We start from the raw sequence: 20722 nt of genomic DNA on the forward strand, positions 1-20722 counted from the left end.
CGGGGGCCCGGGTCACACCTTTCGACCCGCGAGCCAGGAAACCAACCCAACCCATCGCCATCAGGCATCAGCACACGGCCCTTGAGCCAGCAAGGAAGAGCTATGAACGGTCAGCGTCGGACCGCCACGATCCGTGGCGCGCTGCAACCCCGATTCGAGGAGATCCTCACTCCTGAAGCGCTGGAGTTCCTCGCCGTACTCGATGGTGCCTTCGCCGGGCGCCGCGCCGAACTGCTGCAGTTGCGGCGCGAGAAGGCGCGGGCGATCAACGCCGGTGCCAACCTCGACTTCTCCGAACTGACCGCTGCGATCCGCGACGACGAGTCCTGGAAGGTTGCCGAGCCCGCTCCCGGCCTGACCAACCGTCGCTGCGAGTTGGTGTCCCAGGTGACCCGGCGGATGGCCGTGCACGCGCTGTCCTCCGGCGCCAACGTCTGGGTCGCCGACCTGGAGGACTCGACCGCGCCGACGTTCGCCAACATCATCGGCGGCCAGGTCAACCTGAAAGACGCGATCGACGGCACGCTGTCCTACGTCGACTACGAGGACCGGGACGTCAAGCCCACCGGCGAGCGTCCGACCATCGTGCTGCGCCCCCGCGGCTGGCACCTGTGCGAGAAGCACCTGAGCGTTGACGGGCGTCCGCTGTCCGCCGCGTTGGTGGACTTCGGCCTCTACTTCTTCCACAACGCCCAGAAGCTGATCGACCAGGGCTTCGGACCGTACTTCTACCTGGCCAAGATCGAGTCGGCCGACGAGGCGCGGCTGTGGAACGACGTGTTCAACCTGGCCCAGGACGAATTGGGGATCGCCCGCGGCACCATCCGGGCGACCGCGCACATCGAGACCATGACCGCGGCCTTCCAGATGGACGAGATCCTCTACGAACTGCGTGAGCACAGCGCCGGTCTGAACGCCGGCCGCTGGGACTACATCTTCAGCTACGTGCGCACCTTCGCGCACCGTGGTGTGGAGTTCGTGCTCCCCGACCGCGATCGCATCTCGGCCAGTGCACCGTTCGTGCGGGCCTGCACCGACCTGATGATCGCGACCTGCCACAAACGCGGCGCGCACGCCATCGGCGGTCCGGCCAACGTCAACCCCTCCCGACAGGACGAGACCAGCCGGATGCGGGCCCTGGCCCAGGTGCAGACCGAGAAGGAGCGCGAGGCCGCGGAAGGGTACGACGGCTCCTGGGTTGCGCACCCGGCGCTCGTCGCGATCTGCCAGGAGGCGTACGACGCGGTGCTGGGTGACAAGCCCGACCAGCGCGACAAGATCCCGACGGTGAACATCACCGCGCAGGACCTGGTCTCCCTCGACGGCCTGGTGCAGACCATCACGTTGGAGGGTGTGCGCAGCAACATCTCGGTGGCGCTGCAGTACCTCGCCGCGTGGGTCGGTGGCCGGGGCGCCGTCGCGATCGACAACCACGTCGAGGACGCGGCGACCGTCGAGATCTCCCGAGCCCAGTTGTGGCAGTGGCTCTTCCACAACTCGCAGCTGGCCGAGGGCCCGGAGGTCAACCGGCAGTTGCTGGACCGGATCGTCACCGAAGAGGTCAACAAGTTGACCCGCAGCCTCCCGCAGACCGAGAAGGGCGCCTACGAGGCCGCTCGTGGTGTCCTGGAGGAAGTGGCCTTCGGTAGCTACCTGCCGGGCTTCTTCACGCCGTACGCCTACGTGCGCTACCTCACCGAGCGCCCGCTGCAGATGAGCGGAACGCTGGCCCCGGAGGATCTGCGCCAGTCGGAGAAGGTCTCCGTCCCCGCCTGATCCACCTGCTTCACCGTTGACGCCGTACCGGCACGGAGCGCCAGTTCCCGTGTCGGTGCGGCGTCACAAACGTTCGGGGTGCAGGTCCTGCGTTCCTACCGCAATCGCCTTGCAGCGCAACGCAATAGCCGTGGTACGTCGCGCATCGATCGGGCGATCAGTGTCGACCAGAACCGAAGGAGATGGCGCCGGCTGGTCGCTGATCCACGTCACGCAGGCCGGGTCGAAACCGGCAGCCCCCAGGTCATCGAGCGAGGGCAGCTGCGCTCCCCACAGTACCGCCCCCACCGGGGACGACGCCAAGACGCTGAGAAGGGCCGCCGCCTGCGGGATCACCTGCTGGTCGAGCAGCGGTACGCCGAGTTCCTGGGCCAGCCGGTAGGCGAACTCTGCCTCGAGGCCGGCGTCGACCAACACCGCAAGACGATGCGGTTGATGAGGTGCGTACGGCGACCCGGGCCATTCCTCGATCGTCAGGGCGTGCATGTCATGGTCCCGCCACGCCTGACCGTCCGGTCCGTCCAGCCGCAACATCCGCCGGACCGTGCCCTCCCGCCGGAATCCCAAGGAGCGCAGCAGTCCCGCCGACCGTTCGTTGCCGGGTCGGACATTCGCCTCGACCCGGTGCAAGCCCATCCCGTCGGGCATCGGCGTCAGGGCCAGCCCGACCACCAACCGCAGCCCTTCGCCGAAGAGACCATGCCCGGCGTACGGGTCATAGGCGTCGTACCCCAAGGTGCCCGAGTCGAACCGCCCGCGAACGACGTTGGTGACGTTGACCTTGCCCACGATGCCGTGCGACCCGGCGGGGTCCACCGCATGGATCAAGAAGGTCCGGTGCTCCGGCGACTGACGGGTCAGATGCCACTCCAGGTCGGCCGCATTCACCGGATTCCATTGCCCGATGCGTTGTTTCGACAGCCGCACCGCTTCTCGGTAGGCGGGCACATCCGCAGTGGTCGCCGGGGCAACGCGCACCCGACTTCCCTGCGCGGCCAACTGTGTCGTCGGCCCGGACCACCAACTCACCAGCTCCGCCCCCGCAGGATCACGTGCTGCGGATCGGCCAATATCCGCACGTCGCCTCGCGGATCCTCCTGGTAGAGGGTCAGATCCGCACTAGCACCCTCCTCGATCGCCGGGCGCATCAGCCACGCCCGCGCCTTCCAGGTGGCAGCGTCGAGCGCTTCGAGCGGGGTCAGGCCGGCCTGGGTCAACGCTTCGACTTCCTTGGCCACCAGCCCGTGGGGCAACTGGCCGCCCGCGTCGGTGCCGACGTAGATGTCCAGGCCGGCGTCGTGGGCGGCGGCGATCGTGTCGAAGCGCCGCTCGTAAAGGTCGCGCATGTGCGCCGCGTAGCCCGGGAACTTCGCCTCGCCGGCGTCAGCGAACTTCGGGAAGTTGGCGATGTTGACCAGCGTCGGCACGATCGCGATCTCCCGCTCAGCGAAGAGGGCGATCGTCTCGTCGGTCAGACCGGTCGCGTGCTCGACACAGTCGATCCACGCGTCGGCCAGATCCACCAAGGATTGCTCGCCGAAGCAGTGCGCCGTCACCCGGGCACCTTCCTCGTGCGCCGCCGCGATCGCCGCCGGGAGTACCTCTTTGGGGAAAGACGACGCGAGATCGCCGGCATCACGGTCGATCCAGTCCCCCACGAGCTTGACCCAGCCGTCCCCGCGGCGGGCCTCACGACGTACGTAATCGACCAGGTCCGCCGGCTCGATCTCGTGCGCGAAGTTGCGGATATAGCGGTGGGTGCGGGCGATGTGCCGCCCGGCCCGGATGATCCGCGGCAGGTCCTCGCGGTCGTCGATCCAGTGGGTGTCGTAGGGGCTACCCGCGTCACGTAGCAGTAGCGCACCTGCGGCGCGCTCGGCCAGGGCGTGCTCCTCCGCGCGCTCGGGCGGGACACCACCCTGGGCTTCCAGCCCGACGTGGCAGTGCGCGTCGACGAGGCCGGGTAGGACCCACCCGTTGATCGTGACCACTTCGCCTGCCGTCGGCGCCGAGAAGCTGATCCGCCCATCGATCACCCACAGGCCATCGCGCTCTTCCTCGGGGCCGAGCAGGACCGGTCCGGTGAGATGTAGGGACGGCAAGACAGAACCCATGAACGCGACCTTAGTCACACGGTCCTGTCACGCTGAGCGCACCTCGCCCTCGTTGTAGCGCGCCAGGAGGTCCGCAAAGGTGGCGACGTCCTGCGCGCTCCACTCGGCCAACCGATCTGCGACCAGGGCCTGCTGCGCCTGTTGCGCCCGGGCGGTCACCTGCCGACCTTCGGTTGTGAGTTCGAGCGGCTTCCCCTCCCGGCCACCGGCGCCGGTCCGTTGCACCAATCCCCGTCGGACCAGCGCCGTCAGTTGCCTGCTGGCGGTCGACTTGTCGATCCGCGCAACCTCGGCCAGATCCCCTGCCAACACGCCGGGGTTGTCCTGCACGATCCGCAGGAGGGTGAAGTCGACGTAGGTGAGGTCGGGATGCACCTCGCGTGCGTCAGCGCGAACCCGTCGGGAAAAGACGGTCAACTCGCCCAGGACCCGAGCCTCGTCATGCACCCGGTCCCGTCGCGACGTACGTGACCTGATTTGTTGTGACGTTCCCATAAGTTGTATATTACAACTCTATTAGTTGCACTTTACAACTCATTGCAGAGGAAGCCCGTGTCACAGACTGCCCAGACCCCACCCACGATGCGAACTGTGCTGTCGCACATCGCTGTTCCGCTGATCATGGGCGCGGTCATGGCCTTTGCCTATCTCGGCGGGTTCCACCACCCGTCGCCGAATCATCTGCGGATCGACGTGGTGGGCTCCGGTCCGGTCGCGACCGCTACGACCCAGAAGCTGCAGACCGCCTTCGGTGATGCCGCCGATCTCACGCTGGTCTCCTCGGAGAGCGACGCCACCGCCAGCATCGAGCACCGGGACATCGCCGGCGCGTTCGTGCTGTCCCCGACCAAACCGGCCCTGCTGGTGAGCACGGGAGCCTCCGACACCCAGGCCGTCACCGTTGAACGGATGTTCCAGCCGGTCGCGGCCGGAGCCGGACTCCCGCTGGATATCCGCGACGTCGTGCCGGTGGATCCCGATGCCGATCCCAGTGGACAGTCACTGTTCTTCTACCTGGTCGCCCTGACGGTCGGCGGATACGGCACGGCGATCGCGATCGGCGTTGCTGCTGCGAGCAAGCCGATGCGCACGCGGATCGGCCTTGGCGTGGGCGCTGCCGCCGTGAACACGCTCCTGGCGACGGGCATCGCGACGCTCGTCTTCCACGCCCTGCCCTCGCACCAGTGGCAGATCGGGCTGCTGGCGTTCGTCTACTGCCTCGCGGTAATGGCGTTCGGGATCGCGTTGCACTCCCTGATCGGCCGTTTCACCACCCTGGCCATGGTGACCCTCTTCGTCGGGCTCAACTTCACCACCAGCGGCGGCGTCTTCCCACCCGCGCTGCAACCGGGCTTCTTTGCTGCACTGCACCACATCTGGATCGGAGCCAGCCTCAATGAGGCCGGCCGGAATCTGACTTACTTCCCCGATCTGGGCATCGGCACCGACGTACTCAAGATCGTCGGCTGGGTCGTCGTGGGCGGCCTGCTGCTGACACTGGCCGCCCTACGCGAGCGGTCCGCACACCGGGCGGGTGCGGTCACAACCGCTCTGGGCGAGGCCGAGATGGTCGATGAGGAGACCGAGGAAGAACTGGTCGGCTGACCTCAGCAGGCCTTCAGCGCCGTCCCACCGTTGCGGTGCATCGCCGCGTTGCTGACGTAGCCCTTCTGCGCGGGCAGGTAGGACCAGTACGCGCTGCGGTAGCTACCGATCTTGACGGACTTGCCGAGTCGCTGACAGGTAGCGGTGACCTTGCTGTGGCCCTTGAGGAAGCGCACCTGCTTCGCCGCGGTGGTCGCACCCGAACGCACGCGAATCCCGCCGCCGGGGACGACCAGGGCCAGCGCGGCGGACGTGGGTGTGGGCTTGGTGGGCTTGGCCGGTTTGCTCGGCGCCGCGGGGGCGGGCGTTGCGGGCGTCCCTGCCCACAACACCGCCACCAACCGGGCGGCCGAGGTGCGCTCCCGGTTGTACCGACTCGGGTACGCCGATCGCTGGACACTCTGCGCGACCCGACCCGGGTCTGCGGTGGCCCACGACCCGTGGGGGTACCGCTTGACCATCGCGGACAGGAACTTGTGGGTGCTGTACGCCGGGCGGATGATCTGCGCCCGGGTGCCCCAGCCCATTGAGGGACGTTGCTGGAAAAGTCCGAGGCTGTCCCGATCGCCACCGAGGTAGTTGCGCAGGCCGGTCTCCGTGATCGCGGTCATCAGGGCGATCTTGCCGGCCTGCGAACTGAAGCCTTCGGCCTTCACCTCGGCGAGAATCTGCCGGGCGCACGCCACCTGATCGGCACTGACCCCCGACAAACCCGCGGAGTGGATGGTGGGCGACAGCTTCGCCGCGAAAGCCTTGTCGTCGGCGGTTGCACCACACGCTTTGACGCGTGGTGGACGCCAGGCGTCTGCGGTGGGAACCGCAGTGCTGGTGATACCGATGGCGGAAGCGAGGACGACTGCGAACTGGGCAGCGTGGCGGCGCATGGGCACCATTAAACCGGGACTTAGTCGTAGATGGGCACTTGTGGCCCAACAATAACTATGGCATCAGTGGCCACAGCGCTGACGAATGTCGGATTTACCGGCGTGTCGAGACCTGATCAGTCCTCTTCCCCCAGATACTCCTCGACTCCGGAAAGTTGGCGTTGTACGGCGAAAGTACCCTCAGCAAGAGGTTGGCTCCGGCGGTGAACAGACAACCCGGGACCTAGCGTCGGTGCCGTGTACCCTCCCTGCGGTTGCACTCCCTTCTGTGCGGTGGTCGCCCTACCGACTCGCCGGCCGGTCACCCCAGCCACAGGATGCCTCGAGTGGCCGCCCTGGCACGCGAGCTGCGCCTCGTGCGGCTGGCAGACCATTGCGGCCCGATCGACTGCAACCACGAGCGGATCAGATCTGGCCTGACCTCGGCGAGGGCGTCGCGCAGCAGGCCGGTAGGGTGAACAATGTGTGGTGAGGTCATCTGGTCGGAATCGCAGATACCACATGAATGAGCGACCCTGCGCATCCACCGCAACACAATCAAAAGTGACAACGTCCCTGGAATGAGCCAAATCTGGGGATCTTGCATGATCCACAGACACGAGGTGAAACCAGCCATCTCGGTGGCCGTTCCGGCCAAACGCGTCCGTGACGGACTCGATACGCGGGTAGATTTCGCCAGTGGGTTCAACGGAAGACATGAAGATGGTTACCTGACTCCTAATTTGACCAGCGATACCGGAGGCAAGGTCGGTCTCGAAGGGAAGTAACGCGCGATTATGAGCGATGGTGTCACGCAGAGACTCCAGCCGCTCTAGTAGAACAATGGTCTCCTTCTTATTGGGAACGCTGGAGCGAGTGGTTCCCAAAGCCTGTCGGCAATGGTGCGTGGGTCGAAGAAGTTGAGGTAGCTGAGACCTCTGGGTGGGACCGTGGTTACTCCGCGCCTATTGCGCTTCTTGATTTCAGTTTCTTGCCGTCCGGTTACCTGACCCGGCGTGGTCCCACTCAGAACGCGGTTTAACCAATTTGTTCCGGACGCCTTCGGTAGGCGTATTGCATGAGGGTGCGCAAGGAGGTCTCACAGGGCGGCAGCTGCATCAAGTGCGCTCATCTTTCGCACCCCGATGTAGCTCCGCTTGTGCACTCTATTGTCAACCGCACCTCACAGTGACTTAGCACTTCTGGCCCGCTTGCCACTGTTTCACCGGGGTGGCGGGGAACGGCCCGAGCAGGCGTATCGACCACTTGCGAGGGCTCTCTACAGGAGATCCTTGCCGACGCTGCCAAGTCCGGCCCACGGAGTCACGGAAGGTTACGTCCACCGAGAGGTCGGCTGAGTTCGCGGGGTCGGGAGCCTTGAAAATGACAGCGATTTGCGCGGAGCTGTGTGGCTTCACTGTGGGCTGCGCCACTAGAGGCGCATTGTCGCAGTACCTTTTGAGCGATCGGTCGAACAACATGGCACGCCATTCCAGGAGCAATTCGTCGCTGTCGTTGTGCAACTCAATTGTTACGCAAATGCATACCGTTGCAGTGCGGTAACGCTTAACAGTCTGGCCAGACGTTTCCTCTAGGATATGTTGCTCCTCGATGGCTCCTTCTTCGATCTGAGGAATGATAGAGGAAAAAACGTCGGTCTCCACGTTGGCGCCGAAAGTAGTCTGTTCCTTCACCTCGGCGTATACCAAGCGCGCCTGCGCCCGCGTGCGTTCCCGCGAATTAGCCACGTATGTTGCTAGCGCGATGATCGCAGTTGTAATCGCAATTCCGAATCCGATCCAGAGCGCCCACTGAGGCAGTGGGGCGGTCTGCTGTGTTGCAGTGAACAGTGCAGTCACTCAGGACCCTTTCATTTCGTAACTGACTTTCAGAGACCCAGGTTCCATCCCCCTGCCCCAACTCAGATACGCTCAACCCCGGGGTTGGTGGGCTAGAGCGGCCGTCTGCGGAGTTCTAGTTAATCCTTTTGCCCCAGGTATTTTTCGAACCCCTTCGGCAGCTTCAGATTGGCCAGGTCGGGCTCCTCCTGCGGCTCCCCGAAGGCCCCCTCCAACGCGCGGGTGCGAGCGTCGGCAGCCTTCTGCGCCGCCGCCTGCTCCTGCTGGGCCCGCTTGGCCGGGTTGCCGCTCTTGCCCTTCTTGGCCTGCTGCTTGCCACGCTTGGGAGCACCCCCACCGAGGCCGGGCATCCCTGGCATTCCGGGCATCCCGCCACCGCGGCGCATCTGGCGCATCATCTTCTGCGCCTGGGTGAAACGCTCCAGCAACTGGTTGACCTCGGAGACCGAGACACCGGAACCGCGCGCGATGCGGGCGCGGCGTGAGCCGTTGATCTGCTTGGGGTGGGTGCGCTCGAACGGAGTCATCGAGCGCACCATCGCCTCGACCCGGTCGAATTCGCGCTCGTCGAGAGAGTTGAGCTGATCCTTCATCCCGGCCATGCCGGGCATCATTCCCAGCAGCGCCTTGAAGTTGCCCATCTTCTTGATGGCGGCCATCTGCTGCAGGAAGTCATCGAAGGTGAAGTCCTCCTCCTCCATGAACTTGCGCGCCATCTCGGCGGCCTGGCGCTTGTCGAACGCCTTCTCGGCCTGCTCGATCAGCGTCAGCACGTCGCCCATGTCGAGGATGCGAGAGGCCATCCGGTCGGGGTGGAAGACCTCGATGTCCTTGACCTGCTCACCGGTGGAGCTGAACATGATCGGTCGCCCGGTGACCGATGCCACCGACAGGGCCGCACCACCACGCGCGTCACCGTCCAGCTTGGACAACACGACCCCGGTGAAGTCGACGCCTTCGGAGAAGGCCAGCGCGGTCTCGATCGCCGCCTGACCGATCATCGCGTCGATCACGAAGAGGACCTCATCAGGCTGGATCGCATCGCGGATGTCGCGGGCCTGCTGCATCAGGTTCTCGTCAACGGCCAGGCGACCGGCGGTGTCAACGATCACCACGTCGTACTGGCGGACCTTGGCCTGGGCCACACCAGCCTGCGCGACCCACACGGGATCGCCGTAGGAGCGGGTGCCCTCGACGTCGTCCGCCACGACGTCGTGTCCGCCGATGTTGCCCCGCTCCGGCGCGAAGACCGGCACCCCGGCGCGGTCACCGACGACCTCCAACTGGGTGACGGCGTTCGGTCGCTGCAGGTCAGCGGCCACCAGGACCGGGAAGTGCCCCTGGTCGCGCAGGAAGCGCGCCAGCTTGCCGGCGAACGTCGTCTTACCCGAACCCTGCAGACCGGCCAGCATGATGACGGTCGGCCCGGACTTGGCCAGCTGCAGATTGCGCGTCTGCCCGCCGAGGATCGCGATGAGTTCCTCGTTGACGATCTTGACGACCTGCTGCGCCGGGTTCAGCGCACCACTGACCTCAGCGCCCAACGCCCGCTCGCGCACCCGGCCGGTGAACTCACGCACGACCGGAGTGGCAACGTCGGCGTCGATCAGCGCCAGACGGATGTCGCGGATGGTGGCGTTGATGTCCGATTCGGACAACCGGCCCTTGCCGCGCAGGTTCTTGAACGTCGAGGTAAGACGATCCGACAGAGTGTTGAACACGAGGTTCAGGGTATCTTCCAGGCCCCGCCGGTCAGGAATCGCAAGGCGCCGGCCTCAGCCGGGTAGCGGTCCGTCGCAGGCGTCGATCAGCGCCGCGATCACCTGGGCGACCTGCGGCGGGGTGACCGGTTGGCCGCCTGCGGCGGTGACGTAGAAGGTGTCCAGGGTCTGCCCGGCGTACGTCGCGACATGGGCCGAGCGCACACCGAGCCCGAACCGGGCGAACGTCATACCGATGTCGCGCAGCAGTCCGGGCCGGTCCTGCGAGCGAACCTCGACGACCGTCGCTTCGGCGGATGCGCCCGGGATCACCGTCGCGCGCGTACCAACGGTCGCCGTCGCGGCGGTCCGTCGCCGCCGCTCCAGCGCCCGCAAAGGAGATCGGTCGCCGCGGGCCAACGCGGTCAGACCGCGCTGCAGACTCTGCGCCTGTGGAAGGTCACCGGCGGGTGCCTCGATCTCCCAGGTGTTCACCGCGACGCCGTCGATCGTGCGAACCCGCGCCGACCGCACCTGCACACCGGCCGCGGACAACAGCCCGGCGGAGTCAGCAAACAGCCCCAACCGATCGCGATCGGCGATCTCGATCCGGGCACCGGCCGCCGTGGCCACCACGTCCACGCTCGGCACGCCGTTGGCGAGGTCGCGCAGCACCTGCGGATCGAGTTCCTGATCGATGTCCGCCGGTTCGGCAGCGATGACGTGCCGGTCCCCCAGCGCGACCCGGGCGTGCTCGGTCAGCTGCTCGGTCAACGAGGCGCGCCACTGGGTCCAGGCGCGCGGACCCGCTGCGATCGCGTCGGCCTGGGTGAGGGCGCGCAGTAACTCCAGGATGTCGCGCCGCTCTTCGACGGAGGCGACCAGCGCACTCACGGTCTGCGGGTCGTGCGGATCCCGTCGGGTCGCCAGATCCACCAAGGAAAGGTGCTCGCGCACCAACAGTTCGATGACGTCGACATCGTCGCGGGAGAAACCCATCCGGCGCGCGATGTTGGCCGCGACCGGCGCGCCTTCGATGGCGTGATCGTGGACTCCAGAGATCTTGCCGATGTCGTGGAGCAAGGCACCCACCAACAGCAGGTCCGGTCGCTCCACGTCCACCCGCAGATCCGCCGCTTCGACGACCGTCTCGATCAGGTGCCGGTCGACGGTATGGCGGTGAATAGCGTTGCGCTGCGGTCGACTCCGCACCGCCCGCCACTCCGGGATCCACGTTCCGATGACCCCGCCGAGATCCAATGCCTCCCACACCTGGGTCAACCCGGGACCGGTTGCCAGCAGATCCACGAAGGCATCGCGGATCTCCGGCTCCCACGGAACGCTCGGTGGCTCCAGGCCGACGGTCAGGTTGGTCAAGGTGGCCGGAGCCAACGGGATCTCCCGCCGCGCCGCCGCGCGCGCCGCTCGCAGCAGCAGCAGCGGCGTCGGCCGGGTGGTGAAGTTGGGGCCCAGCACGATCTCCCCGTCGTGTTCGTAGAGCCCGTAACCCAGCGGGGACAGGACGGGGCGACGCGGGCCGATCCGCGGCGTACGGGCCCGTTGGGATTGCTGGGCCCGGCGGGCGGTGCCATCCAACGAGTAGCTGATCACCCGGGCGGACTGCACCACCTCGGTCAGCAGGGCATCCGGGTCCGGGTGCCCGAGCAGGGCAGCGACCGCGTCCTGGTCCTCGCGCCCGAGGCGATCGCGCCCACGACCGGTGGCGACGTGCAGGGCGTCGCGCACGTCCAACAACGTGTTGTACGCCGCGTCCACCTCCCCGTGCGGACGATCCGAGAGCCACGCGGCCGTCAGCGCCTTCAGCACAGTCATGTCGCGCAGACCGCCCCGGCCCTCCTTGAGGTCGGGTTCGATCGAGGTGCTGAGGTCGCCGTGCCGCTCATGGCGACGGCGGGTGGCCTCGATCAACTCCGGTAGCCGCTTGCGGGCGTTGGCCCGCCAGTCGTGGGCGATCATCTGCCGCACCCCGGAGACCAGCACGGGGTCACCGGCGACCCAGTCGATGTCGAGCATCCCGACCGCGGCGGCGAGATCACCGCTGGCCGTGCCACGACATTCGGCCATGGTGCGCACGCTGTGGTCGAGTCGGACACCGGCATCCCAGACGGGGTACCAGATCCGGTCCGCGAGCGCCGTGATGACCTCGGGGCGCAGCGACCTACCGTCGTGCAGCAGCACCAGGTCGTAATCGGACAGTGGACCGCCGTCGCCCCGGGCGAAACTGCCCACGGCCGCGAGGGCGACGCCGTCCTGCGAACCGGAGTGCAACGGTCGGATCGCTTCGTCCCAGAGACCGCCGAGCCACTGCCGGCCATAGGCGGCCAACCGGGCCCGACGTGCCTCGCCGGCACCCGGACGTGTGAAGTCCCGGGTACCGGCGAGGTCGAGACGCTCTGTCATGTGGTCCGCGTGGGTACTCATGACAGCCTCTCTTGGTGGTTGTCGGATAGGTGGGTGCGGGCCCCGCGTCAGAGCGCGGTGGGACCCTTCTCACCCGTCCGGACGCGGACTACCTCCTCGACGGGGACGATCCACACCTTGCCGTCACCGATCCGGCCGGTCTGGGCGGCCTTCACGATCACGTCGACCACGTTCGAGGCGTCAGCGTCGTCGACGATCACTTCCAGGCGAGTCTTGCTGACGAAGTCGACGTTGTACTCGGCGCCTCGGTAGACCTCGCTGTGACCGCGCTGGCGGCCGTAGCCGCTGGCCTCGCTCACGGTCATTCCGGCGATGCCGTAGGCCTCCAGGGCCTCTTTGACCTCGTCCAGCTTGAACGGCTTGATGATCGCGGTGACCAGTTTCATGCCTTCGCTCCTTCCTCGTGGGCGAACGTGGCGACGGTTCCGAAGGAGGTGGTCGCCAGGTCGTACGCAGTTTCTGCGTGCTCAGTCTGGTCGATACCTTGCGCTTCGTCGTCCTCGGAGATCCGCCAGCCCATGGCGTACTTCAGCACGACCGCGATGATCGCCGTCATGACCGCCGTGAAGGCCAGTGCCGAGCAGGCGATGATCAACTGCACGATCAACTGCTTCCACTGGCCGTAGAAGAGGCCGGTGCCACGGGCCAGGAAGCCCAGCGAGATGGTGCCCCAGAAGCCCGAGACCAGGTGGACGCCGACGACGTCCAGGGAGTCGTCGTACCCGAGCTTGTACTTCAAGCCGATGGCGTAGGCGGACAGCACACCGGCGATGGCGCCGACGGCGATTGAGCCCCACGGCGTGACGTTGCCACAGGCCGGGGTGATCGCGACCAGTCCGGCCACGATGCCCGAGGCGGCGCCTACCGAGGTGGCGTGACCGTCACGGAACTTCTCCACCAGCAGCCAGGCGATCATCGCGGCGCAGGTCGCGGTGGTCGTGTTGACCCACACCAGACCGGCCGACTCGTTGGCCGCCAGGGCCGAACCGGAGTTGAACCCGAACCAGCCGAACCACAGGATGCCCGCGCCCAGCATGACCAGCGGCACGTTGTGCGGACGCATTGCCACCTTGCCGAAGCCGAGGCGCTTGCCCAGGAAGAGACAGAGCACCAGACCGGCCATACCGGCGTTGATGTGGACGACGGTTCCACCCGCGAAGTCGATCGGTGCCACCGATGCGACACCATCGGTCGTGCCGAACAGCTTGGCCGCGATGCCGTCGGCGGACCCGCTGAGCAGGCCACCGCCCCAGACCATGTGGGCCAGCGGGAAGTAGACCAGCGTGACCCACAGGACCGAGAAGACCAGCCAGGTCGAGTACTTCACCCGGTCCGAAAGCGAACCGCTGATCAGTGCGACGGTGATCGCGGCGAACGTGAACTGGAAGCCCACGAACACCAGCGTGGGTACGCCGGTCGCGGTGTAGGCCAGCGACGCGTCCGCCCCCGGCGCGCCGGGCAGCAGATCCTTCAGTGCCCACAAGTCGAAGGGGTTGGCGAAGATGCCGCCAACGTTGTTGGGGCCGAAGGACATCGAGTAGCCCCACAGCACGTAGACGATGCCGATGACGCCGAAGGCGCCGAACGACATCATGATCATGTTCAAGACACCCTTGGATCGGTTCAGACCGCCGTAGAACAGGGCCAGACCGGGGATGGTCATGAACAGCACCAACGCGGCTGACGTCAGCATCCACGCGGTGTTACCGGTATCGAGTGTCGGCGTATCCGCCGCCACCAGTGATAGTGCGCTCATGGGAAGAACACTCGCAACGGCGCATTTCACCCGAACGTGTTGTGTGTTAACTCTGTGTTGCGAAGCCCCCGTTGCACACTGGTTGGGTGCTCGCACCGCGTCTGACCAGCCCCGTTGCGATGACCCGACCAGTTCTTGCGCCTGCTCGCCGGGTGCACGACATGGTCCGCCACCGGGCCGCGTTGGCCCTGCGCTCGAAGGTCGCCGGGGAGCACGCGACGCAGCGAGCCAGTGCGATCTGGGGCGCCGAAGGAGCGCGTTGGTTCACTCCTGAGGACCCGATCTGGCGGGTGCACCTGGACGCGTCGATGTTCCTCGGTGGCATCCGCGCTCTGCTGCTGCAGTCGCTGCACCCGCTGGCGATGGCCGGGGTCGACCAGCATTCGCGCTATCGGGACGACCCGTGGGGCCGGTTGCAGCAGACCAGCGGCTACCTCTCGACGACCACGTTCGGGACCATCCAGGACGCCGAGCGGTTGATCGCCCGCATCCGGGGTATGCATCGCCGGGTGCGCGGTACCGCTGACGACGGGCGCCCGTACGCCGCGAGCGACCCCCATCTGTTGACGTGGGTGCACGTGGCGGAGACCGAGAGCTTCCTGACCTGTTATCAGACGTACGGCGTGAGCCGCCTCTCGGCGTACGACGCGGATCGGTATGTGGCCCAGACGGGTTCGGTGGCGGCCCGGCTCGGCGTGATCGATCCGCCGCAGACCGTCACCGAACTGACCACGGCGCTGGAGCGCTTCACCGGCGAACTGGCCGGCACCCCGGCGGCGCGGGAGACGTTGCGCTTCATCGCGACCGAGCCACCCATGCCCCTGGCGGTCCGGCCCGGGTACCTCACCCTGGTCGCCGGTGCCCTCGGCACCCTGCCCGCCGATGCCCGCCGAATGCTGGGGGTCCGCCTGCTGCCCGGTGGCGCGGTGCCGTTGCGCGGCGCCGGTCAGGTGGGCGTCGGGTTGATCCGCTGGATGCTCTCGGATCCCCTAGTACGCACTGACCGGCGCCAGAGCGCCTGACCTCTTAATTCAGGACCGCGTCGACGAAGGCGGACGGGTCGAAGGGAGCCAGGTCGTCCGGGCCCTCCCCCAGGCCGACCAGCTTGACCGGTACGCCGAGTTCGCGCTGCACGAGGACCACGATGCCGCCCTTGGCGGTGCCATCGAGTTTGGTGAGTACGACGCCGGTCACCTCGACGGCTTCGCTGAAGATGCGCGCTTGCTGCATGCCGTTCTGGCCGGTGGTCGCGTCCAGCACCAACAGGCACTCGTCGATGGGGCTTTGCTTTTCCACCACGCGCTTGACCTTGCGCAACTCGTCCATCAGACCGACCTTGTTGTGCAGGCGGCCCGCGGTGTCGATCAGGACGACATCGGCGTGCTGATCGCTGCCGGCCTTCACCGCGTCGAACGCCACCGCTGCAGGGTCGGCGCCTTCCTTGTCGGAACGCACGGTCGGCACGCCGACCCGGGCACCCCAGGTCTGCAACTGGTCGGCGGCCGCGGCCCGGAAGGTGTCGGCCGCGCCGAGGACCGGTTTCTTGTCCTGAGCGACCAGCACCCGGGCGAGTTTGCCGACGGTGGTGGTCTTACCGGTGCCGTTCACGCCCACGACCATCAGCACGGCGGGGCGATCGCCCACCCGGGTCGCGGCGATCCGGCGGTCCATCGACGGGTCCACCAGGGTGAGCAGTTCGGCGTGCAGCCAATCGTGCAGTTGCTCGGCCGTCGGGGTGCCCTCCACCGCTACACGTGCGCGCAATCGGTCGACCAGTTCCGTGGTCGCCGAGGCGCCCAGGTCGGCGCCCAGGAGCACATCCTCGACCTCCTCCCAGTCGGCGTCGGACAGCTCACCCTTGGCCAGCAGACCCAACAGGGCCTTACCGATCGCCGAGTTGGAGCGGGCCAGACGGCCCCGCAGCCGGCCCATCCGACCGATCGCGGACTCCGGCTTCTCGATCGTCGGGGGCTGTGCGGCCTGATCGGCGCGCAGGTCAGCGACGGGCTGCTCCGTGACGGGCTGCTCCGGGGCCGGCTGCGCTGTGTCATCGGTGACCGCCTGGTCGGGAGCCTGCGCGACGGGCGCCGGTGCCCCGGACTCGGAGTCAACGTCAGCGTCAGCGTCAGCGTCGATGACGGCGTCAGCGTCGGCTGGAGCGCTCTCGGTCGGCGCCGACTCCACCGCAGCGTGCTGCTCGGGTTCGGCGACCTTGCTGAAGTCGATCGTGCTCGAGGGTGCCGCTTGATAGGTGTTCGCGCCGCGGCGTTGCGCGTCCTTGGCGGACGGCAATGTCGTGGTCGGCTCTGCCGTCTGCTGGGCGGGCGGCAGCGTCGGTGCCCCGGTCGAGCGACCGCTGCCGCGGCGCAGCAACGTCACGCCGGCGGTGAGTCCGAGCAGAACAAGGAGCGTGATGACGGTGAGGATCACCCAAAGACTGTCCACCCGCCCATCATGACAAATCGGCGCACCAAACCTGGTCTCGTGATCACCCGCTGACCGACGGCACACCCAGGACCCGGACCTGCGCGGAAAACACCAGGATGACCAGGCAGAATATGACCATGGTCTGGTTGATTCTCGCCCTGCTGCTCTGTGTCGCGCTGGCGGCCGCGGTGGTCGCGGTCGTGGCCATTCCCGCTCGCCGTGAAGGTCGGGAGATCCTGACCGACCGGGCCGAGGAACTCGTCTCCTCCGTGACGGCGAAGACCGAGAAGGTGCTGCGCCGGGACGGCTCGAGCACTGACGCCGACCTGGTCGAACCCGAGGTCACTGAGCACGGACGGCCGGTGCGCCGCCGCTCCTGAGTCACCGCGCGGCGTACGGTGCGATCGTGAACACCGACACTTCCGGCGTGGACCGCGAACGAATCCGTCGTATCGCCGAGGCGTTGGCGCCGTATCGACGCCGTGGTGCCCTGCCGGATTGGACCTTCCAGGTCTCCCGCGGCGGACAGGTGGTCTCCAGTCTCGGCGGCGGAGGGCAAACCGGAGCGCCGCGCGCGCTCGACAACGCGATCTACCGCATCTACTCCATGACCAAACCGATCACCTCGGTGGCCGCGATGATGCTCTACGAGCAGGGCAGTCTGGATCTGAACGCTCCGGTCTCGGCGTACATCCCCTCCTTCGCCGACGTACGGGTGTACGTCGGGGGGCCGGCCACCGCGCCCGTCACCCATCCGGCCGCGCGGCCGATGCTGGTCAAGCACCTGCTGACCCACACCTCGGGGCTGACCTACGGCTTCCATCGCACCCACGTGACCGACGAGATCTACCGGCTGGGCGGTTACGAGTTCAACCCGGCCGACAAGGACCTCGCGACCGCGTGCGACGCATTCGCCGCGATGCCGTTGCGCTTCGAGCCCGGCACCAGTTGGCTCTACAGCGTCGCGACCGATGTCCTGGGCCGGGTGGTCGAAGTGGCCTCCGGACGATCGCTGGACGCTTTCCTCGCCGATGAGATCCTCACGCCGTTGGGGATGACCGACACGGCGTTCCATGCGGTGGATCCGGCGCGACTGGCGACGCTGCACCTGCACACGCCCGACGGGGCACGCATCCTCGAGACGTTCGGACCGGACCCCGCCACGACACCGACGTTCCTGTCGGGCGGTGGCGGCCTCTACTCGACGATGGCCGACTATCAGCGGTTCGCCGATTTCCTGTTGGGCGGCGGCGCACTGAACGGCGTGCGGTTGCTCAGCTCGCGGACGATCGACTTCATGACGACCAACCACCTGCCCGGCGATGCCGACCTGGAGGAGTTCGGTATTCCGCTGTACGCCGAAACACCCTTCACGGGAGTGGGTTTCGGGCTTGGGTTCTCGGTCACGATGGACCCGGTACCGACTGGAATAGCCTCGTCCCCGGGTGAGTACGGCTGGGGCGGTTTGGCATCGACGTACTTCTGGATCGACCCGATCGAGAAGCTCACCGCGATCTTCATGACCCAGTTGATCCCGTCCTCCGCCCTGCCCATCCGGCCGTTGCTGAAGCAGATCACCTACGCCGCGTTGGTCGACTGATCCGCGCCCGGTTCCTTGCCGGATTCGCGGACGTCGGCTTATCCGGATAAGTAGACTCCGTGCACCATGCCTGGGATCCCCCAGGCACCGACAGGAGGCCCGCTATGGCCAGCAGGCCAACCATCGCCGACATCGCCCGCGAACTACAGATCTCCAAAGCGGCCGTCTCCTACGCGTTGAACGGGCAGCCGGGCGTCGGGGAGCAGACCCGCCAACGAGTGCTCGATGTCGCGCGCGATCTCGGCTGGCAGCCCAGTGCCAGCGCCCGTGCTCTCGGCGGGTTCCACACCAAGGTGATCGGCCTGGCGCTGGCTCGCCCGGTGCAGACCGTGGCCATCGAATCCTTCTTCATCCGGTTCCTGGTGGGCGTGGAAACCGCACTCACCAAACGGGACTGGAGCTTGCTGCTACGGATCATCGGAGACCACCCCGACCAGGAGGTCGAGGTCTACCGCAAGTGGTGGGGCGAAGGCCGTATCGATGGGGTGATCCTGGTCGACGAACGTCATCGCGATCCGCGGATAGCCGCGGTGGACGCGATCGGGCTACCCGCCGTCCTGTGCGGCGGCCCACGTCGTGACACCAGCATGCCGTGCTTGTGGACCGATCAGGCAGCGGACGCTGCGACGCTGGTCGAGTACCTTGCCGGCCTGGGCCACCGCCGCATCGCGCACATCGCCGGCCCTGCGGAGTTCGCCCACGAACGCAGTCGGCAGCGGGGCATGCAGCGAGCAGCAGCGCGCTGCGACGTGCAACTGCTCAGCATGGCGGTCGCCTACGACGCCGCGTCCGCCGTCGCCGCGACACACTCCGTGATGTCGGATCCGACGACCGCTCCGACCGCCATCGTCTACGCCAACGACGTGAATGCCGTGGCCGGCGAACGGGCCCTGGATGGCTCGGGATTCTCTGTGCCACAGGATGTTTCGGTTATTTCATGGGATGACTCCCCGTTGACCGAGATGGTCGCCACACCGATCACCGCCCTCGCCCGTGAGACCGAGGCCTACGGCGAGCAGGCGGCCACCGTCCTGCTGGATCGGATTGCCGGCGTCGACCACGGCCGGGTGCGTGTGACGCCTTCGCGCATGGTCATCCGCGAGAGCACCGGCCCGGCGCGCTCGCGTCGCTGAGTTCGCACTCCTTCCACTTACCCGGTTAACAATTCGATAACGGCCATTTGTTGGGACTGGCAACTTAACCGGGTAAGTGCTGTGATGTAGCTCTCACTGCGGCGACGGGGCCGTGGACTCAGCAGGAGGACTCTTGTGAAAGTACGTCTCATCACGGCGGCCGCAGTGTCGGCGGCGCTCGTCGGAATTGCCGGCTGTGGAAGCGGATCCAGCTCAGCTGGTGGCAGCGGCGGCAGCGGCACCACGCTGACCTACTGGGCGAGCAACCAGGGTGCATCGCTCCAGGACGACCAGAAGGTCTTGCAACCGGAGCTGGACAAGTTCCAGAAGCAGACCGGCATCAAGGTCAACCTGCAAGTCATCGGCTGGCCTGACCTGCAGAACAAGATCCTGGCCGCCACCACTTCCGGTAACGGGCCCGACGTGCTGAACATCGGCAACACCTGGGCGCCTTCGCTGCAAGCGACCGGTGCGTTCCTGCCGTTCGGTGACGCAGAGTTCAAGGCCATCGGCGGCAAGGACAAGTTCGTGCCCGCGTCCCTTGCCACCGGCGGAATGGCCGGCAAGGAGCCGACGTCGGTGCCGTTGTACTCCCTGGTCTACGGCCTCTACTACAACAAGAAGATGTTCGCCGACGCCGGTCTGAAGCCGCCGACGACCTGGGAGGAGTTGCAGGACGCGGCCAAGAAGCTCACCGACAAGAGCAAGGGCGTCTACGGCATGGCGATGGAGGGCGGTAGCTACACCGAGGGCGTGCACTTCGCCTTCATCTTCGGCCAGCAGCAGGACTCCAACCCCTTCACCACCGACGGCAAGGCGGACTTCACCTCGGCCGGCCAGGTCCAGGGCGTCAAGCAGTACGTCGACCTGATGGCCGACGGAGTGGTCAATCCGAGCAGCGCCCAGTACAAGAACGGTCCGGAAGCCCCCGGCGACTTCGCCAAGGGTAAGGCGGCGATGCTGATGAGCCAGAACAACGCCGACAACACGCTGGTCGCTGACGGCATGAAGTCCGATGAGTACGGCGTCGTGGCGATCCCCGCACCGGCGAACGCACCCAAGGACACCGCCAGCTTCGTGGCGGGCATCAACCTGTCCATCTTCAAGAACACCAAGAACAAGGACGCCGCCCTGAAGTTCGTGAACTTCATGACCAGCGAGGATGAGCAGAAGATCTTCGACAAGCCGTTCGCCGCCCTGCCGGTCCTGAAGGGTGTGACGCCGAACTTCACGGACAACGCGGAGGAGGCCAAGACCTTCCAGGAGATCCTGAACACCCGCGCGGTTCCGCTACCGCTGGTGCCCAACGAAGCCGCCTACGAGACCAACGTCGGTAACGCGGTGGTCCAGCTGACGGCACAAGCAGCCACCGGCAAGGCGCCGACCGACGATGACATCAAGGCGGCGCTGCAGAAGGCCCAGGACACGATGGCGGCCGCCGGCTGAC

17 protein-coding genes are annotated in these 20722 nt (G+C 66.7%); 7 read left to right on the plus strand and 10 right to left on the minus strand.

Annotated elements, in window-relative coordinates; genetic code table 11:
• The first annotated feature begins 102 nt into the window (after positions 1 to 102).
• A complete protein-coding gene (gene aceB / locus DR843_RS10060) occupies positions 103 to 1776 on the plus strand; it encodes a malate synthase A (protein WP_109685491.1) in 1674 nt (557 codons plus the stop codon).
• A gap of 63 nt (positions 1777 to 1839) precedes the next feature.
• On the opposite strand, the gene DR843_RS10065 is transcribed toward aceB, so the two are convergent.
• From DR843_RS10065 to DR843_RS10075, 3 genes are read right to left on the minus strand one after another with little or no spacing between them, the layout of a single operon-like run.
• The gene (locus DR843_RS10065) at positions 1840 to 2754 is read right to left on the minus strand and encodes a GNAT family N-acetyltransferase (RefSeq protein WP_245934077.1); all 915 of its coding nucleotides are present in this window, start codon (positions 2752 to 2754) and stop codon (positions 1840 to 1842) included.
• 47 nt (positions 2755 to 2801) lie between these two features.
• Complete coding sequence (locus DR843_RS10070) at positions 2802 to 3890, minus strand: amidohydrolase family protein (protein WP_109688815.1); 1089 nt, start codon at positions 3888 to 3890, stop codon at positions 2802 to 2804.
• A 27-nt stretch (positions 3891 to 3917) separates the two neighbouring features.
• Positions 3918 to 4385 carry a MarR family winged helix-turn-helix transcriptional regulator gene (locus DR843_RS10075; RefSeq protein WP_109685493.1) on the minus strand — a complete coding sequence of 156 codons (468 nt, stop codon included), beginning with the start codon at positions 4383 to 4385 and terminating at the stop codon, positions 3918 to 3920.
• Positions 4386 to 4442: 57 nt separating this feature from the next.
• Here DR843_RS10075 and DR843_RS10080 point away from each other — a divergent pair, with 57 nt between their 5' ends.
• Positions 4443 to 5495, plus strand: a complete 1053-nt coding sequence (locus DR843_RS10080) for an ABC-2 transporter permease (RefSeq protein WP_211310215.1) — start codon at positions 4443 to 4445, stop codon at positions 5493 to 5495.
• A 2-nt stretch (positions 5496 to 5497) separates the two neighbouring features.
• Here DR843_RS10080 and DR843_RS20785 read toward each other — a convergent pair whose 3' ends face one another.
• The 6 genes from DR843_RS20785 to DR843_RS10115 all read right to left on the minus strand — a co-directional run bounded on the left by DR843_RS20785 (position 5498) and on the right by DR843_RS10115 (position 14115).
• Positions 5498 to 6379, minus strand: coding sequence for a hypothetical protein (locus tag DR843_RS20785; protein ID WP_109685498.1), 882 nt, complete (start codon positions 6377 to 6379; stop codon positions 5498 to 5500).
• 1172 nt (positions 6380 to 7551) lie between these two features.
• Positions 7552 to 8217 (minus strand): hypothetical protein, encoded by a 666-nt coding sequence (locus DR843_RS10095; protein ID WP_109685502.1) that lies wholly within the window; start codon positions 8215 to 8217, stop codon positions 7552 to 7554.
• 119 nt (positions 8218 to 8336) lie between these two features.
• Positions 8337 to 9938 carry a signal recognition particle protein gene (ffh, locus tag DR843_RS10100; protein WP_109685504.1) on the minus strand — a complete coding sequence of 534 codons (1602 nt, stop codon included), beginning with the start codon at positions 9936 to 9938 and terminating at the stop codon, positions 8337 to 8339.
• Positions 9939 to 9992: 54 nt separating this feature from the next.
• Complete coding sequence (locus DR843_RS10105; protein ID WP_245934078.1) at positions 9993 to 12359, minus strand: [protein-PII] uridylyltransferase; 2367 nt, start codon at positions 12357 to 12359, stop codon at positions 9993 to 9995.
• Between the two features lie 47 nt (positions 12360 to 12406).
• Entirely contained in the window at positions 12407 to 12745 is a 339-nt protein-coding gene (locus tag DR843_RS10110; protein ID WP_109685507.1) for a P-II family nitrogen regulator, read from the minus strand.
• Positions 12742 to 14115 carry an ammonium transporter gene (locus DR843_RS10115; RefSeq protein WP_109685509.1) on the minus strand — a complete coding sequence of 458 codons (1374 nt, stop codon included), beginning with the start codon at positions 14113 to 14115 and terminating at the stop codon, positions 12742 to 12744. The genes DR843_RS10110 and DR843_RS10115 overlap by 4 nt, the downstream gene beginning before the upstream one ends.
• 86 nt (positions 14116 to 14201) lie before the next feature.
• On the opposite strand from DR843_RS10115, the gene DR843_RS10120 reads away from it, so the two are divergent.
• Entirely contained in the window at positions 14202 to 15137 is a 936-nt protein-coding gene (locus tag DR843_RS10120; protein WP_245934079.1) for an oxygenase MpaB family protein, read from the plus strand.
• Between the two features lie 4 nt (positions 15138 to 15141).
• Here DR843_RS10120 and ftsY read toward each other — a convergent pair whose 3' ends face one another.
• Complete coding sequence (gene ftsY / locus DR843_RS20555; RefSeq protein ID WP_109685512.1) at positions 15142 to 16560, minus strand: signal recognition particle-docking protein FtsY; 1419 nt, start codon at positions 16558 to 16560, stop codon at positions 15142 to 15144.
• 119 nt (positions 16561 to 16679) lie between these two features.
• Here ftsY and DR843_RS10130 point away from each other — a divergent pair, with 119 nt between their 5' ends.
• The 4 genes from DR843_RS10130 (at position 16680) to DR843_RS10145 (ending at position 20721) form a co-directional block, all read left to right on the plus strand.
• Positions 16680 to 16922: a hypothetical protein gene (locus tag DR843_RS10130; RefSeq protein ID WP_109688817.1), complete on the plus strand. Its 243-nt coding sequence runs from the start codon at positions 16680 to 16682 to the stop codon at positions 16920 to 16922.
• A gap of 26 nt (positions 16923 to 16948) precedes the next feature.
• Entirely contained in the window at positions 16949 to 18142 is a 1194-nt protein-coding gene (locus tag DR843_RS10135; protein WP_211310216.1) for a serine hydrolase domain-containing protein, read from the plus strand.
• A 104-nt stretch (positions 18143 to 18246) separates the two neighbouring features.
• On the plus strand, positions 18247 to 19275 hold the full coding sequence (locus DR843_RS10140) for a LacI family DNA-binding transcriptional regulator (RefSeq protein WP_109685516.1): 1029 nt from the start codon (positions 18247 to 18249) through the stop codon (positions 19273 to 19275).
• A gap of 135 nt (positions 19276 to 19410) precedes the next feature.
• A complete protein-coding gene (locus tag DR843_RS10145; RefSeq protein WP_109685518.1) occupies positions 19411 to 20721 on the plus strand; it encodes an ABC transporter substrate-binding protein in 1311 nt (436 codons plus the stop codon).
• The last annotated feature ends 1 nt before the right edge of the window (position 20722 follow it).

The organism is Branchiibius hedensis (assembly GCF_900108585.1).
Classification (GTDB): Bacteria; Actinomycetota; Actinomycetes; order Actinomycetales; family Dermatophilaceae; genus Branchiibius; species Branchiibius hedensis.